Genomic DNA, 13,181 nt, shown 5'->3' with positions numbered 1-13,181 from the left:
CGTCCGACAGGCGATTTCTCGTGCGACCTTCGCCGCACGACGGGCCGACGTGCGGGAGAGGCCGCATGCGCGGCCGGAATCAGTCCGGCGCGGATGCGGTGCCGGCGCGACGGACATCGTCGATCATCCGGCCGGTGAGGCGTTCCAGCGCCTCCGCCACGATGCGCCCCACCCGCGTCAGGGGCTTGCGCCCATCGATGGCGATGGAGACCATCTGCGGCTCGGCGCCCTTGTCGCGCACAGGGCGGAACACCAGCGTGCCGGCGATCAGCTCCGCCGCCGCATCGAGCTCGGAGGTGAAGGCCACATAGCCCTTCTCGCGGGCAAGGATCTTCACCAGCTGGAGCGAATTGGTCTCCACCGTCTTGCGCTCCTGGGTGAACAGCCAGCCGTGCCGCGCCTCCAGATAGCGGCGGATCATCAAGGCCCGGCTTTGCAGCACGATGGGATGGGCCACCACCTCCTGCAGGCTGATGGAGCCGCGGCTCGCCAGGGGATGGTCCGGCGCGATGACGCAGCCGAACGGCAGCTCCGCCGACCACAGCACATGGATGTCGCGCCGGGGCGACAGGTTGAAGATGGCGGCGATGTCGGCGTCCCCGGCCATCAGGGCGGCGACGGCGGCGTCCGTGCTCGCCACCTCTACGTCCAGCGAGATGCGCGGGTGGCGGGCGTCGAGATCGGCGATGAGGGCGGGCAGGATGCCGTTGACGTGGCTGTCCATGGCCACCACCCGCACATGGCCCTGGTCCACCCCCTGAAGCTGGCGCAGCTCGGCAGCGGTGCGGCGTTCGTCGGCCATCCAGCGGCGCGCGAGGGTGACGAGGGCGTCCCCGGCGGGGGTAAGGCGCATGCCCTTCGCCACCCGCTCGAACAGGGGCACGCCCAAGGTTTCCTCCAGTTGCAGCACCTGCCGGTTGATGGCCGAGGCGGCGACGTTGAGATCCTTCGCCGCGCGCTGGATGGAGCCGGAGCGCGCCACCTGCTCGGCATAGCGCAGGGCCGCGGGAACGAGGGATGCCGGCACCACTGCCTCCATGCGCATTTTGCGTATGGAAAAGTATCAAATCTGCGATGGACGGCAATGCGCACGGCGGCGACTATCTTCCCGCAGGGGCGATGGGGCGTCCCGATCATATGCACCTTGAGGCCTCCACCATGAGCCAGTCCGCCGGGCATGCGCTGACGCTGAGGGGCATTTCCCACGCGTTCGGGCAGGTGGTGGCCGCCAATGCCATCGATCTCGACATCCGCCCCGGCGAACTCGTCTCGCTGCTCGGCCCCTCCGGCTGCGGCAAGACCACCCTTCTCAAGATCATCGCCGGCTTCCTGCGCCAGACCTCCGGCGACGTGCTGGTGGATGGCGCCTCCATCTCCCATCTGCCCACCAACCGGCGGCGCATCGGCATCGTGTTCCAGAACTATGCCCTGTTCCCGCACATGAGCGTGGCGCAGAACATCGCCTATGGCCCCATCGCCGCCGGCCGGCCGAGCGCGGAGACCGATGCGGTGGTCTCCGAGATGCTGGACGTGGTGCAGATGGCCGCCTTCCGCGACCGCCTCCCGCGCGAACTCTCCGGTGGCCAGCAGCAGCGCGTGGCGCTCGCCCGCTGCCTCGCGATCCGGCCGCGCATTCTCCTGCTGGACGAGCCGTTCAGCGCCCTCGACAAGAATCTGCGCCTCGATATGCAGATCGAGATTAAGCGCCTCCAGCGCCAGTCGGGCATCACCACTGTCATGGTGACCCACGACCAGGAGGAGGCGCTCGGCATGTCCGACCGCATCGCTGTGCTCTCGCGCGGCAACCTGGAGCAGTTCGCCCCGCCCTCGGACATCTACGACCGGCCGGCCTCCCTGTTCGTGAACACCTTCGTCGGCACCGCCAACCTGCTCAGGGCCACGGTGGCCGGCACCTCGGCCACGGGCGCGGCGGTGCGCCTCGCCGACGGCATGGTCATCGAGACGGGACGGGAGACAACCCTGCCCGTGGGCGCGGCGGTTCTCGTCGCGGTGCGCCCCGAGGGGATGCGCGTGAGCGCCACCGGCGGCGCGGGGGCCATCGGAGCGGAGATCACCGCCGTCATGCCCATCGGCCCCGCCCTCATCTACGAAGTGGCGCTCATCGACGGCTCGTCGGTGAAGGTGGTGCAGGAGCGCGAGGCGGATGCCCCGCTCGAAGGCTCCGTCTTCCTCCATATCAAGCCCAACCGCATCACCGGCCTGTTTCCGGACCATTCGGGCGACACCCACAAGAAGGGGAATTGAGCATGACGTTCGAAATGTCCCGGCGAGCTTTCCTCGCTTCCGCGGCCGCCGCCGGCCTCGCCTTCGCCCCGCGCGGCGCCTTCGCCGCGGACGAGCTGGTGGCCGCCACCTTCGGCGGCACCTGGGCCAATGTGCAGAAGCAGATCCTGGCGCCCTATTTCGTCAAGCGCACCGGAGCGAGCGTGGTGCAATCGCCCATGCTGGCCACCGAGCAGATCGCCAAGCTCACCGCCGCCAAGGGCAACCAGCCGCCGTTCGACGTGGCCATGCTGGACGAGGGCCCGGCGCTGGAGGCCATCGATGCCGGCCTGATCGCCAAGTACGACCCGGCCAAGTCGCGGAACTTCGCGGCGCTGAACCCCAAGTTCCAGGGCGCCTACGGCCCGGCCATCACCATGCAGGCCATCGGCATCGCCTATAATCCGAAGACGGTGAAGACCCCGCCCACCTCCTGGGAGGATCTCTGGAAGCCGGAATACAAGGGCCGGGTGGGCATCACCTCGCTCGCCTCCACCCTCGGCCTCGCCTTCCTGCTCGACATCAACCGGCTGGCCGGCGGCACCGAGGCGAACATGGAGCCGGGCTTCAAGAAGCTGAAGACGCTGCTGCCGAACCTTGCCGCCGTCTCCGCCAATTTCGGTGCCCACGGCGCGCTGTTCCAGCAGGGCGAGATCGACATCGGCGTGCAGAACTTCAACTTCGCCGAGGAGCTGAAGGCCAAGGGCGTGCCCATCGAGTTCGTCCGCGTCGACACCGGCACCCCGGCCTGGAAGACCACCATGCACATCGTCGCCGGCGCGCTGAAGCCGGAGCTGGCCTATGCCTATGTGGACAGCCAGATCTCGCCCGACGTGCAAAGCGAGATGCAGAAGTCGCCGTGGAACGTGATCCCCACCTCCAGCAAGGTGCCCTATGCCGGGCTTGTCGCGGAGAAGATCGCCAAGAGCCCGGCCGACCTCGACAAGATGGTGTTCTTCGACTGGGCCAAGGTGAACCAGAACCGCGCCGCCTGGACCCAGCAGTTCAACCGCGACATCCGGGTGTGACCATGGCGGGCGCCCATCACTCCAAATCCCGGGACTGGGCGCTCGCGCTGCCGCTTGCGGCCTTCTTCACGCTGTTCTTCCTCGCGCCGCTCGGCCTGCTGGTCGCCATCAGCTTCGAGACCGAGCGGCAGATGACCGGCACGTTGGGTCTCGGCCAGTACGCCGCCTTCCTCACCGACGGCCTCAACCTCGCCGTGCTGCGCGACACGCTGCTCGTCGGGGCGAAGGCGACGCTCCTGTGCCTGCTGTTCGGCTATCCGCTGGCGTGGCTGTGCACACGGGTCGCGGCCCGCTGGCAGGCCGTGCTGATCTTCCTCGTGGTGCTGCCCATCGTCACCAGCGTGGTGGTGCGCACCTTCGCGTGGATCGTCATCCTCGGCCGCCACGGCATCGTCAACGAGGCGATCCTGGCGCTGGGCCTCTCGGCGCAGCCGCTCAAGCTGCTGTTCAGCGAGACCGGCGTCGTCATCGTGCTGGCGCAGGTGCAGATGCCGCTCATGGTGCTGCCGCTCATCACCACGCTCCAGCGCATCGATCCCAATCTGGAGAGCGCCTCGCAGGCGCTGGGCGCGGGGGCGTGGCGCACCTTCTTCAAGGTCACGCTGCCCTTGTCGCTGCCCGGCATCATCGCCGGAACGATCCTCACCTACACGGCGTGCGTGACGGCCTTCGTCACCCAGTCGCTCATCGGCGGCTCGCGGCTGCTGTTCATGCCCATGATGATCTTCCAGCAGGCCATGGATTTGCAGAACTGGCCCTTCGCCGCCGCCGTGTCCGTCATCTTCATGGTCTCGGTGCTGCTCATCGTCGCCATGCTGGTGGCACTGTCGCGCAGCCGCGCGGCCCGGCTCTACGGCTAGGAGAAACGCCATGCTGCGCGACTGGCAGACCCTCTCCTTCAACACCGTGTTCGGCCTCCTCTCCCTCATCTGCGTCATCGCGCTGGCGGGGCCGACGCTGGTCATCCTCATCCTCTCCTTCACCGGGGAGGAGGCGCTGCACTTCCCGCCCGCCAGCTACTCGCTGCGCTGGTACGCGGCGCTCATCGACGCCAACGAATTGCAGGCGGCGCTGTGGGTGAGCCTGAAGGTGGCGGTCATCAGCGTTTCCGCCTGCGTGGTGCTGGGGGTGGCCGCCGCGCTCGGCATCGCCCGCAGCGAGGGGCCGGTGGCACGGGGGCTGGAGACGCTGTTCATGTCGCCGCTGATCCTGCCGGCGCTGGCCTTCGGCTTCGCAGCGCTGATGCTGTTCTCCATGCTGGGGATGCGGCCCTCGACGCTGACGCTCGCCATCGGCCATATCGTGGTGTGCGTGCCCTTCGTGCTGCGCACCACGCTGGCCAGCCTCGCCCAGCTCGATCCGACTTTGCTCGACGCCTCGCGCAGCCTCGGCGCGTCGCGCCTGCACACGTTCCGGACGGTGACGCTGCCGCTCATCAGCCCGGGCGTCGCCTCCGGCGCCTTCATCGCCTTCATGGCCTCGTTCGACAACGTGCCAGTGTCGCTGTTCCTCCAGGATGCCCGCACGCAGGTGCTGCCCATCTATCTCTGGGACATCATCCAGAACCAGCTCGACAGCCGGGCCGCCTCCGCCTGCGGCGTCATCATCATCGCCACCGTGCTGATGATGGTGCTGATGGAGCGCGTCGCCGGCTTCTCACGCTTCATGAAATGACCGGGAGACGGGATGTGCATAACGACCTCCTGCGCCTCGACGCGCTGAACGCCATGTCCGCGCCGGACTTCGCGGCCGCCCTCGGCCCGGTGTTCGAGAATGCCCCCTGGGTGGCCCGGAATGCTGCCGCCGCGCGCCCCTTCGCCACCCTCACCGCTCTGCACAGGGCCATGCTCGCCGGCATCGCGGCGCTGCCCGCGCCGGCGCTGGCGGACTTCCTCAACGGCCATCCCCGCCTCTCCCCCGAGACGCTGCGGCGCGGCACCACGGCCGAATCCACCGCCGAGCAGACCGCCCTCGGCCTCGATGCCCTCGATGCCGACATCAGCGCCCGGCTGGACCGGCTGAATGCCGCCTACGAGGCGCGGTTCGGCTATCCCTTCATCCTCGCGGTGCGCAAGGCCTCGCTGGAGACCCTGTTCGCCACCTTCGAGCGGCGCCTCGCGGCAAGCCCCGAGGCGGAGCGCGCGGAGGCGCTGGCGGAGGTCGCGGCCATCTCCTGGATGCGGTTGCTCGACCGCGTGCGTGCCGCGCCCACGGGCAGCGTCTCCACCCATGTGCTCGACACCGTGCGGGCGGCGCCGGCCGGCGGGCTGGGCGTGGAGCTGTGGCGGCGGGAGAGCGACGGCGGGATGACGCGCATCACCTCCTTCGTCACCAACGCGGACGGCGCCTGCGACCACCATCTCCTCGGCGGCGGCGACCTTGCCGCCGGCACCTATGAGTGGCGCTACGACACGCCCACCTATTTCGCCCGGCACGGCTATTCCACCACCGCCCGGGCCTATCTCGGCAAGGTGCGCGTGGCCTTCACCGTGTGGAATCCGGAGGAGCATTTCCACGTGCCGCTCCTCCTCTCGCCCGGCTCCTACACCACCTATCGCGGCAGCTGAGGGGAAAGGCGGCAGCGCCGCGCTCTTCGACAGGCCTGCGTTCGCCCTCCCACCCGTCCATCACCGCGTCCCTCCGGCCGTCTCTGCGATCAGCCGCGGCAGGTCGCCGAGGGCCGGCACCACGAAATCCGGCGCCTCCGCATAGGTCTCCTCCTGCATCCTGAGCGCCTTGAACACGGTCAAGGGCGCGATGGCGCCCGAGGCCAGTTCACGCGCCAGCGCCTCCCGCGGCAGGCGGGCGACCCGGGCGACGCGGAAGCCGAAATTCTTCGCGCCGCCCACGTCGAAGCCGTTGGAGGACACGAACAGCACCTCCGCGGGCGTCACGCCCAGCACCTCCTCCACCAGCGCATAGGCCTCGGGATGGGGCTTGAACACGCGCTTGGCATCGACGCTGATCACGGCGTCGAAGCTGTCGGCGAGGCCCGCATTGGCCACCAGCGCCCGCAGCATGTCGGGCGCGCCGTTGGAGAGGATGGCGCGCTTGAGCGGCGCCATCTCCGCGAGGCATCGGGCGGCGTCGGGATAAAGCGTGAGGTGGTTGTAGGCCTGCGCCATGCCGGCGAGGAACGCCTCGTCCGGCTCCAGTCCCAGCGTTCCGAGGGTATAGGCCAGCGCCTCCCGCGTGACGCTCCAGAAGTCCGCATAGCGCCCCATCAGCGCCCGGAGCCAGCTGTATTCCAGCTGCTTCTGCCGCCACACCTGCGTGATGTACTCGCCCCGGCCGGGATACGCCTGCTCGGTGGCGTCGGCCACCGACTGGACGTCGAAGAGCGTGCCGTAAGCGTCGAACACGACGGCCTTGATCATGTTGTTCCTCCCGCTGTGTGCGCGTGCCGATCGGTGAAGGTTCTTGCCGGCCGGCGCATCATCGCGCAGCCCGGTGTTGGCGCGAAAGACCACCTCGTCGAACCGCGCCTCGGAAATCGCATCCCGCGGCGGGAGCGGGTTCAGTCGCCGCCGGCTTCCGGCAGCCCATCGGCCCCGGTCGCGACCCTGACCAGCCAGCGGCGCACCACCGCCGCCTCGGACGCCGACAGGGGGGCGGCGATCTCCGCCTCCAGCGCATTCGCGCTGTCCTTGCATCGGGCGAGCACATCGTTGCCGGGGACGGTCAGGCTCAGGCAGCGGATGCGCCCGTGCACCGGGTGCGGGCCGGACTGGAGCAGGCCATCCCGCTTGAGATTGGAAACGATCACGGAAACGGTCTGCGGCGTCAGCAACGACAGCCGTGCGAGGTCGGCGCCCGAGCATCCGGGATAGGCGTCGATCATGGTCAGCACGACGAACTGCGGCTGGGTGACGCCGGTGTCGGCAAGCGCCCGCTCCAGACGGGTGCGGAAGGCCACATTGGCCTGGCGCAGCAGGTAGCCGAGGTGCCCGTCCTCCCCGCGCTTGCCATGCCCTGGAGCTGGGATTTTGCCCGGAGCGGGACTTTCGTCCGAAGCGGGACTCCGGGACGGCGCGGGAAGGGTCGGGGGGACGGGCTTGCGCATAATATCAGAACTCGAATATATTGTTCGAACTTTGATATTATCACGTCGCCACTCCGGGAACCAGCATGAGCGCCCATAACCCCCACGAGCCACGCCTGTCCTACGAAGCGTTTGCCAAGACCGCCGCCTATGCCGCGCTGCTGGCGCTGGGCAAGAGCGTCGACGAGTCCGGCCTCGAGAAGCCGCTGACCGAGATCGCCAAGCTGCGCGCCTCCCAGATCAACGGCTGCGCCTTCTGCATCCAGTATCATCTCACCGTGGCGCGCCGGCTCGCGGTCCCCGCGGAGAAGCTCGATCTCGTCGCCGCGTGGCGCGAGGCCGGCGTGTTCACCCCGCGCGAGCTCGCCGCCCTCGCCTGGACCGAGGCCCTGACGCTGACCTCCGGGGGACCGCCCTCGGATGCCGATTACGCAAACCTGCTGGAGGTGTTCAGCGCCGAGGAGGCGATGCACCTCACCGTCGCCATCGGCACCATCAACCAGTGGAACCGCATCGCCGTCGCCCTGCGCTTCGCCCCGCCGCTGGCGAGGGCCGCGTGATGCCCGCATCCGAACTCCGCGACGTCGGCGAGGCCGAGATCGCCCTGTGCTATCCGCTGATGCACCAGCTGCGGCCGCATCTGGCCTCCGCTGAGGAACTGGCCCGGCGCTGGCGGCGGCAGTCGGCGGATGGCTATCGCATCCTCGCGCTGTGGGCGGGAAACGCGCCCGTCGCGCTCGCCGGCTACCGGGTGACGGAGAGCCTGATCCACGGCCGCTTCCTCTATGTGGACGACCTCGTCGCCGAGGCGACGGAACGCAGCCGGGGCCACGGGGCGCGGCTGATGGACGAGCTGAAGGCACGGGGGGCGGCGCTGGGCTGCGCCAAGCTGGTGCTCGATACCGGGCTCGACAACCCGCTGGGCCATCGCTTTTATTATCGCCAGGGCCTGCTCGCCATGGCGCTGCGGTTCAACATCCCGCTTCCCGGGGCGGGATGACATGCGGCGCCTGCTCCACGTCTCCGCCAGTCCCCGCGGCGCGGCGTCATTCAGCCGGACCGTGGGGGAAGAACTCGCGGGCGCAGTCGCGGCCGCCACGCCCGGATGGACGGTGACCCGCCGCGACCTCTCCCACACGCCGCTCCCGCACCCCGGCCCCGACTTCGCCCGCGCGAACGCGCTGGCCCCGGACATGCGCGGACCGGCCGAGAGAGCGGCGCTCGCCCGGTCCGAGGCGCTCATCGCGGAAATCGAGGCCGCCGATGTGCTGGTGATCTCGACGCCCATGCACAATTTCACCGTGCCATCGGCGCTCAAGGCCTGGATCGACCATGTGGTCCGCCCCGGCCGCACCTTCCGCTCCACGCCGGCCGGCAAGCAGGGACTCCTCGCCGACCGGCCCGCCTTCGCCATCGTCTCCTGCGGCGGGCGCTTGGGAGAGCAGCCGGTGGGGCAGGCGGACTTCCTCACGCCCTATCTGCGTTATGTGCTCGCGACCATCGGCCTGTCGTGCCTCGACGTCCTCTGCCTGGAGGAGATGAACCGGGGCCCGGAGAAGGTGGCGGCCGCCCGCGCGGCGGCGCGGAAGTGGCAGGCGGGGTGCATCGCCCGCGCGGCCGCAGCCCTGGGGCCGGGAGCCTGAGGGGCATCTGGCGCGCAATGTGCTTCTGGCCGGGCGATGTCGATTTTTGTCGCATTTCCAACGACCAGCCCGACGGGAGCGTATTTTGCCGGCATTGCAGGAAACCCGCGCCAGCGTGACACTGGCCCCCGCCAAGCCCACCGGGCTCGCCGACCTCGGCGTGCTGCCCGCCGATGGCCTCGCGGTGAAGAAGGGGCGCGTGCATGAATTCCCGCAATTGCTGGCGGACGGCACCATCGGCCGGCGCTTCCAGGACCTGAAGGTCATCGCCATCAAGACGGAGGAGGCCGGTGCGCCGCTGGTGCGGCTCGTCGTGCAGTTCGAGGTGTTTGGCGACAACACCGCCGCAGCTGAAGCCGGCCCCGGCTTCGAGGCGGTGCTGAAGGCGGGCGACACGCCGCTCGCCACCTTCGCCTCGGGCAGCCTGTTCCTGCCCTTCGGCAATTTCTGGTACGCGAACCGCTTCGTCTTCGCGGTGCCCGTGGCGGACTTCGACGCGGCGGACAGGCTGGAGTTCGTCGCCAGGGCGGAAGAGGTCCGGTCGCTCTGAGCGGTGAGGATTTCGCCATGCCCGATCCCCTTATTGCCGCCCCCGGCGTCCCCGATCCTGTTGTCCCCTATCCCTTCGTCCGGCGCGTGTCCCACCGCCTCCTCGGCGACATGCTGCGCATGACGCTGAGCGAGGCGCTGCACTACGACCTGACGCTGGAGGAGGGGCGCACCCTGTCGCGCGCCTTCACCGCCGTCGCGCACGACTGGCGGCGCACGGATTTCCTCTATCTCAGTCCCGTGGGCATGGACGGCGACTTCTCCGCCGCCGTCCATGCGGAAGGGGTGGATGTGGACACCGGCGCCGCCGCCCATCGCCTGAGCTGGGACGACGTGCGCGAACTCGCCGAACGCCTCGCGACGGAGTGAGGGCGCGCCACCGCGCTCCGCCTCACCCTGGAAGCCGGCGATGAAGGCCGCCCGCCCCTTGCCGGTGATGACAGAGGCCGCCCGGCGCGCCCGTGGAACGGGTGCCGCCGCATGTCGCGGGGGCGGTCCGGACCTTCGCCTTGCGGCGCGGACGCGATTGGCCGAGAGAGGGAATGTGTCGGATCGCGCCCGGGAGCAGCGCCATGCGGATCATCGTCCTCGGCGCCACCGGCCTCATCGGCTCCGCCGTGCTGGCGCGGCTGGCGTCGGCGGGGCATGAGGTGGTCGGCCTTGCGCGGAACATCGAGACGGCGGCCCGCACCCTGCCCAAGGGACGCTTCGTGGCGCTCGACCTCGGCACCGCGACGCCCGAACAACTGGCCCGTGAACTGGACAGCGCGGACGCGGTGGTGAACGCCGCCGGCCTGCTTCAGGACGGGCCGGGCGAGAGCGTCGCGCGCGTGCATGTCTCAGGGATGGCGACGCTGATCGCGGCCTGCCACCTCGCCGGCGTGCGGCGCGTGGTCCACATCTCCGCCATCGGCGTCGATACGGGCGCGTCCTCGGACTTCTCCCGCACCAAGCAGGAGGGTGATGCCCTGCTGGCGGCGAGCAGGCTCGGTCATGTGATCCTGCGCCCGTCCGTGGTGGTGGGACGCAGGGCCTATGGCGGCAGCGCCATGTTCCGCGGGCTCGCCGCCTTGCCCGTTTTCCCGCTGTTTCCAGACACCGCCGACCTGCAGATCGTGCAGCTCGACGATGTGGCGGAGACGGTGGCCTTCTTCGTCAGCCCCGACGCGCCGGCCGGCGTGGAGCTTGACCTCGCCGGGCCGGAGCGGCTGCCCCTGAAAGAGGTCATCGCCGCCTATCGCCGGTGGCTGGGCTTTGCTCCTGCGCGAACCATCGGCGTCCCCGGCTGGATCGCCCGCCTGATGTATCGGCTCGGCGACGGCATCGGCCGCCTCGGCTGGCGTCCGCCTCTGCGTAGCACCATCGCGCGGGAGATCGCCCGCGGCGCCACCGGCGATCCCGGCCCCTGGACGCGGATGACCGGCATCCGGCCGCAATCCCTCGCCGACGCCCTCGCCGCCGAGCCCGCGGGCGTGCAGGAACGCTGGTTCGCTGCCCTCTACACGCTGAAGCCGGCAATCTTCGTCCTGTTCGCCCTGTTCTGGATCGTGACCGGGCTCCTCTCCCTCGGCCCCGCCTATGATGCGGGGGTCGGGCTCTTGAAGGAGGGCGGCGCCGGCGCCCTCGCTGCTTCGCTCGCGATCGGCGGCGCTTTGGCGGACCTCGCCATCGGCTTCGGCATCGCCGTCCGCCGCACCACGCGGGTGGCCCTGTGGGCGGCGCTCGCCGTCTCGCTGCTGTATGTGGTCGCCGGCACGGCGCTCCTGCCGCGCCTATGGCTCGATCCGCTCGGCCCGCTGGTGAAGATCGCACCCGCGGTGATGCTCAACCTCGTCGCCCTCGCCATCCTGAGGGACCGGTGATGGCCTATTTCGTCCTGAAGTTCCTTCACGTCATCGGCGCCACGGTGCTGCTCGGCACCGGGGCGGGCATCGCCTTCTTCATGGTGATGGCCCATGTCACCGGCAGCGCCGTGAAGGTGGCGGCGGTGGCGCGCATCGTGGTCCTCGCGGATTTCCTTTTCACCGCCACCGCCGTGGTGCTGCAACCGGTCACGGGCGCGCTGCTGGCGCAGACGGCAGGCTATCCGCTCACCGAGGGATGGATCGTGCTGTCCATCGCCCTCTATCTCCTCACCGGCGCGTTCTGGCTGCCGGTGGTGGGAATGCAGATGCGCATGCGGAAGCTCGCAGAGGCCGCCGCCACGGCGGGCACGGCGCTGCCCGCCGCCTATCATCGCCTGTTCTGGACCTGGTTCGCCTTCGGCTTCCCCGCCTTCGCGGCCGTGCTGGGCATCTTCTGGCTGATGATCGTGCGGCCGGACCTTCCGGCCTTCACCCTCGGCTGACGCCCAGGTTGTTGAATTGACGCATTTTCTTCACGCGAACCGGTATCCACTTCGCTCGAAAATGCTCTAGAAGTCCCCCGCCTCCTCCGGCGCGATCACCACCGCCATGCCGTCCAGCGCGGGCTCCAGCTTGAGCTGGCAGGCGAGGCGGGAGGCGAGGGTGCGGTTCTGGCTGGTGGCGAGCATGCGGCTTTCGCCGGGGCTGATCGGGGGCGCTGTCACGCCCTCCGGCAGGGTGACGAAGACATGGCAGGTGGCGCAGGCGCAGCCGCCGCCGCACTGGGCGGCGAGTTCCTCGATGCCGGCCTTGCGGATGGCCTTCAGCAGCGTCGCGCCGTCGCGCCCCGTCACCTCCTGGCGGGCGCCGTTGCGGGTTTCCACGGTGAAGCGCGCCAAGATTCAGCCCCCCGCCCGCCGTCTCACGGCAGGATGACGGACGCGAGGTCCGCCGCCGCCGGGTGCCTTCCGCTGTCACCGCCATCGCGCGCGATCCGCGTCGTGGCGAGGCCGGCGGACGCGGCGGCGTCCAGTTCGTCGACGTTCCCGGAGAGGACGAGGATCTGCGCCGGGGCGAGGCCGATCTCCTGGGCGATGGCCTTGTAGGCCTCCTCCTCCATTTTCTGACCCATGCGGGTGTCAAAGAAGCCGTCCAGCAGGCGCTCCGCATCCGAGCCGGCGGAGGAGAGCCAGAGCTTCTGCGCCAGTTCCGACGACGAGGAGAAGGTGAAGAGCTTCAGCCCCTCCCCCTTCCAGGCGGCAAGGCTCGGCCCGGCATCGCCATGGACCTCCGCCTTGAAGGCGCCGGCCGCATACCCCTCCTGCCAGATGCGGCCCTGGATGATCTTGAGCGGCGTCGGATTGCGGCCCTGCTTCATCCAGCGCAGCAGCAGCGCCTCCGCCTCGCGGGGCTTGAGGGAGAAGCCGCCCATGAGGCGGCCGGCCTCGTCCAGCGCATCCTCGATCTCCTCGTCCGCCTCGCCATATGCGGCGATGAAGGCGCCGAGCCGCTCGCTGGCATAGGGCACCAGCGTCTCATCGAGGAAGGACTGGGGGCCGAGAACGCCCTCGATGTCCATCAGCACCGCCTCTATGGCCATGAAACCGCCTCTGCCTTACCCCCGGGGAAGCGCCCGTGTCGGGAACGCGCCAATGCGGCCCTTCCCCGGCACGCCGATCGGGTTTGAAGGGAAGGCAAGCACCCGCCGTGCCAGCCGCCGGCTTTGGCGGCGGCGGCGGCCATGCTACCCTCCGGCACCGCTTTCCCCTGATCGATGAGCCGTCCCTTGCCT

General features: G+C 69.6%; 17 protein-coding genes. 12 read left to right on the top strand and 5 right to left on the bottom strand.

Annotation, left to right across the window (positions count from 1 at the left end):
- Positions 1 to 79 precede the first annotated feature (79 nt).
- Positions 80 to 1,027 (bottom strand): LysR family transcriptional regulator, encoded by a 948-nt coding sequence (locus XAN126_RS0105435; protein ID WP_024277589.1) that lies wholly within the window; start codon positions 1,025 to 1,027, stop codon positions 80 to 82.
- Positions 1,028 to 1,158: 131 nt separating this feature from the next.
- Here XAN126_RS0105435 and XAN126_RS0105430 point away from each other — a divergent pair, with 131 nt between their 5' ends.
- The 5 genes from XAN126_RS0105430 to uraD are packed head-to-tail and all read left to right on the top strand — an operon-like array spanning position 1,159 to position 5,878.
- Positions 1,159 to 2,265, top strand: a complete 1,107-nt coding sequence (locus XAN126_RS0105430; RefSeq protein ID WP_024277588.1) for an ABC transporter ATP-binding protein — start codon at positions 1,159 to 1,161, stop codon at positions 2,263 to 2,265.
- Between the two features lie 2 nt (positions 2,266 to 2,267).
- Positions 2,268 to 3,311 carry an ABC transporter substrate-binding protein gene (locus tag XAN126_RS0105425; protein WP_051460551.1) on the top strand — a complete coding sequence of 348 codons (1,044 nt, stop codon included), beginning with the start codon at positions 2,268 to 2,270 and terminating at the stop codon, positions 3,309 to 3,311.
- Between the two features lie 2 nt (positions 3,312 to 3,313).
- A complete protein-coding gene (locus XAN126_RS0105420) occupies positions 3,314 to 4,171 on the top strand; it encodes an ABC transporter permease (protein WP_024277586.1) in 858 nt (285 codons plus the stop codon).
- Between the two features lie 10 nt (positions 4,172 to 4,181).
- Positions 4,182 to 4,985 carry an ABC transporter permease gene (locus XAN126_RS0105415; RefSeq protein ID WP_024277585.1) on the top strand — a complete coding sequence of 268 codons (804 nt, stop codon included), beginning with the start codon at positions 4,182 to 4,184 and terminating at the stop codon, positions 4,983 to 4,985.
- 14 nt (positions 4,986 to 4,999) lie between these two features.
- Positions 5,000 to 5,878 (top strand): 2-oxo-4-hydroxy-4-carboxy-5-ureidoimidazoline decarboxylase, encoded by an 879-nt coding sequence (gene uraD / locus XAN126_RS0105410; protein ID WP_051460550.1) that lies wholly within the window; start codon positions 5,000 to 5,002, stop codon positions 5,876 to 5,878.
- Between the two features lie 60 nt (positions 5,879 to 5,938).
- Here uraD and XAN126_RS0105405 read toward each other — a convergent pair whose 3' ends face one another.
- Together XAN126_RS0105405 and XAN126_RS0105400 are read right to left on the bottom strand one after the other, a co-directional pair.
- Positions 5,939 to 6,688 carry a haloacid dehalogenase type II gene (locus XAN126_RS0105405; protein ID WP_024277583.1) on the bottom strand — a complete coding sequence of 250 codons (750 nt, stop codon included), beginning with the start codon at positions 6,686 to 6,688 and terminating at the stop codon, positions 5,939 to 5,941.
- 140 nt (positions 6,689 to 6,828) lie between these two features.
- Positions 6,829 to 7,374: a MarR family winged helix-turn-helix transcriptional regulator gene (locus XAN126_RS0105400; protein WP_024277582.1), complete on the bottom strand. Its 546-nt coding sequence runs from the start codon at positions 7,372 to 7,374 to the stop codon at positions 6,829 to 6,831.
- A gap of 65 nt (positions 7,375 to 7,439) precedes the next feature.
- On the opposite strand from XAN126_RS0105400, the gene XAN126_RS0105395 reads away from it, so the two are divergent.
- From XAN126_RS0105395 to XAN126_RS0105365, 7 genes are all read left to right on the top strand, one after another.
- Positions 7,440 to 7,913, top strand: coding sequence for a carboxymuconolactone decarboxylase family protein (locus XAN126_RS0105395; RefSeq protein ID WP_024277581.1), 474 nt, complete (start codon positions 7,440 to 7,442; stop codon positions 7,911 to 7,913).
- A complete protein-coding gene (locus tag XAN126_RS0105390; protein WP_024277580.1) occupies positions 7,913 to 8,353 on the top strand; it encodes a GNAT family N-acetyltransferase in 441 nt (146 codons plus the stop codon). The genes XAN126_RS0105395 and XAN126_RS0105390 overlap by 1 nt, the downstream gene beginning before the upstream one ends.
- A gap of 1 nt (position 8,354) precedes the next feature.
- A complete protein-coding gene (locus XAN126_RS0105385; RefSeq protein WP_024277579.1) occupies positions 8,355 to 8,996 on the top strand; it encodes an NAD(P)H-dependent oxidoreductase in 642 nt (213 codons plus the stop codon).
- Between the two features lie 115 nt (positions 8,997 to 9,111).
- Positions 9,112 to 9,546: a hypothetical protein gene (locus tag XAN126_RS0105380; RefSeq protein ID WP_245272215.1), complete on the top strand. Its 435-nt coding sequence runs from the start codon at positions 9,112 to 9,114 to the stop codon at positions 9,544 to 9,546.
- A 17-nt stretch (positions 9,547 to 9,563) separates the two neighbouring features.
- Entirely contained in the window at positions 9,564 to 9,914 is a 351-nt protein-coding gene (locus XAN126_RS0105375) for a hypothetical protein (RefSeq protein WP_024277577.1), read from the top strand.
- A 203-nt stretch (positions 9,915 to 10,117) separates the two neighbouring features.
- A complete protein-coding gene (locus tag XAN126_RS0105370) occupies positions 10,118 to 11,407 on the top strand; it encodes an SDR family oxidoreductase (RefSeq protein ID WP_024277576.1) in 1,290 nt (429 codons plus the stop codon).
- Complete coding sequence (locus XAN126_RS0105365) at positions 11,407 to 11,892, top strand: DUF2269 domain-containing protein (protein ID WP_024277575.1); 486 nt, start codon at positions 11,407 to 11,409, stop codon at positions 11,890 to 11,892. Before XAN126_RS0105370 ends, XAN126_RS0105365 begins: the two co-directional genes overlap by 1 nt.
- A 66-nt stretch (positions 11,893 to 11,958) precedes the next feature.
- On the opposite strand, the gene XAN126_RS0105360 is transcribed toward XAN126_RS0105365, so the two are convergent.
- Complete coding sequence (locus XAN126_RS0105360; protein WP_024277574.1) at positions 11,959 to 12,288, bottom strand: 2Fe-2S iron-sulfur cluster-binding protein; 330 nt, start codon at positions 12,286 to 12,288, stop codon at positions 11,959 to 11,961.
- Between the two features lie 23 nt (positions 12,289 to 12,311).
- Positions 12,312 to 12,989, bottom strand: a complete 678-nt coding sequence (gene mtnC, locus XAN126_RS0105355) for an acireductone synthase (protein ID WP_024277573.1) — start codon at positions 12,987 to 12,989, stop codon at positions 12,312 to 12,314.
- Between the last annotated feature and the right edge of the window lie 192 nt (positions 12,990 to 13,181).

The organism is Xanthobacter sp. 126 (genome assembly GCF_000526175.1).
Lineage (GTDB): Bacteria > Pseudomonadota > Alphaproteobacteria > Rhizobiales > Xanthobacteraceae > Xanthobacter > Xanthobacter aminoxidans.
Note: the sequence above shows the minus strand (reverse complement) of the source record. Positions and strands in the feature narration are given on the sequence as shown.

Bases quoted from the DNA above. Each gene is read 5' to 3' on its own strand.
- XAN126_RS0105365 (WP_024277575.1), top strand. From the start codon at position 11,407: ATGGCCTATTTCGTCCTGAAGTTCCTTCACGTCATCGGCGCCACGGTG.
- XAN126_RS0105385 (WP_024277579.1), top strand. From the start codon at position 8,355: ATGCGGCGCCTGCTCCACGTCTCCGCCAGTCCCCGCGGCGCGGCGTCA.
- XAN126_RS0105375 (WP_024277577.1), top strand. From the start codon at position 9,564: ATGCCCGATCCCCTTATTGCCGCCCCCGGCGTCCCCGATCCTGTTGTC.
- XAN126_RS0105425 (WP_051460551.1), top strand. From the start codon at position 2,268: ATGACGTTCGAAATGTCCCGGCGAGCTTTCCTCGCTTCCGCGGCCGCC.
- XAN126_RS0105430 (WP_024277588.1), top strand. From the start codon at position 1,159: ATGAGCCAGTCCGCCGGGCATGCGCTGACGCTGAGGGGCATTTCCCAC.
- XAN126_RS0105400 (WP_024277582.1), bottom strand. From the start codon at position 7,374: ATGCGCAAGCCCGTCCCCCCGACCCTTCCCGCGCCGTCCCGGAGTCCC.
- XAN126_RS0105405 (WP_024277583.1), bottom strand. From the start codon at position 6,688: ATGATCAAGGCCGTCGTGTTCGACGCTTACGGCACGCTCTTCGACGTC.
- XAN126_RS0105395 (WP_024277581.1), top strand. From the start codon at position 7,440: ATGAGCGCCCATAACCCCCACGAGCCACGCCTGTCCTACGAAGCGTTT.
- XAN126_RS0105415 (WP_024277585.1), top strand. From the start codon at position 4,182: ATGCTGCGCGACTGGCAGACCCTCTCCTTCAACACCGTGTTCGGCCTC.
- XAN126_RS0105370 (WP_024277576.1), top strand. From the start codon at position 10,118: ATGCGGATCATCGTCCTCGGCGCCACCGGCCTCATCGGCTCCGCCGTG.
- XAN126_RS0105420 (WP_024277586.1), top strand. From the start codon at position 3,314: ATGGCGGGCGCCCATCACTCCAAATCCCGGGACTGGGCGCTCGCGCTG.
- XAN126_RS0105390 (WP_024277580.1), top strand. From the start codon at position 7,913: ATGCCCGCATCCGAACTCCGCGACGTCGGCGAGGCCGAGATCGCCCTG.
- mtnC (WP_024277573.1), bottom strand. From the start codon at position 12,989: ATGGCCATAGAGGCGGTGCTGATGGACATCGAGGGCGTTCTCGGCCCC.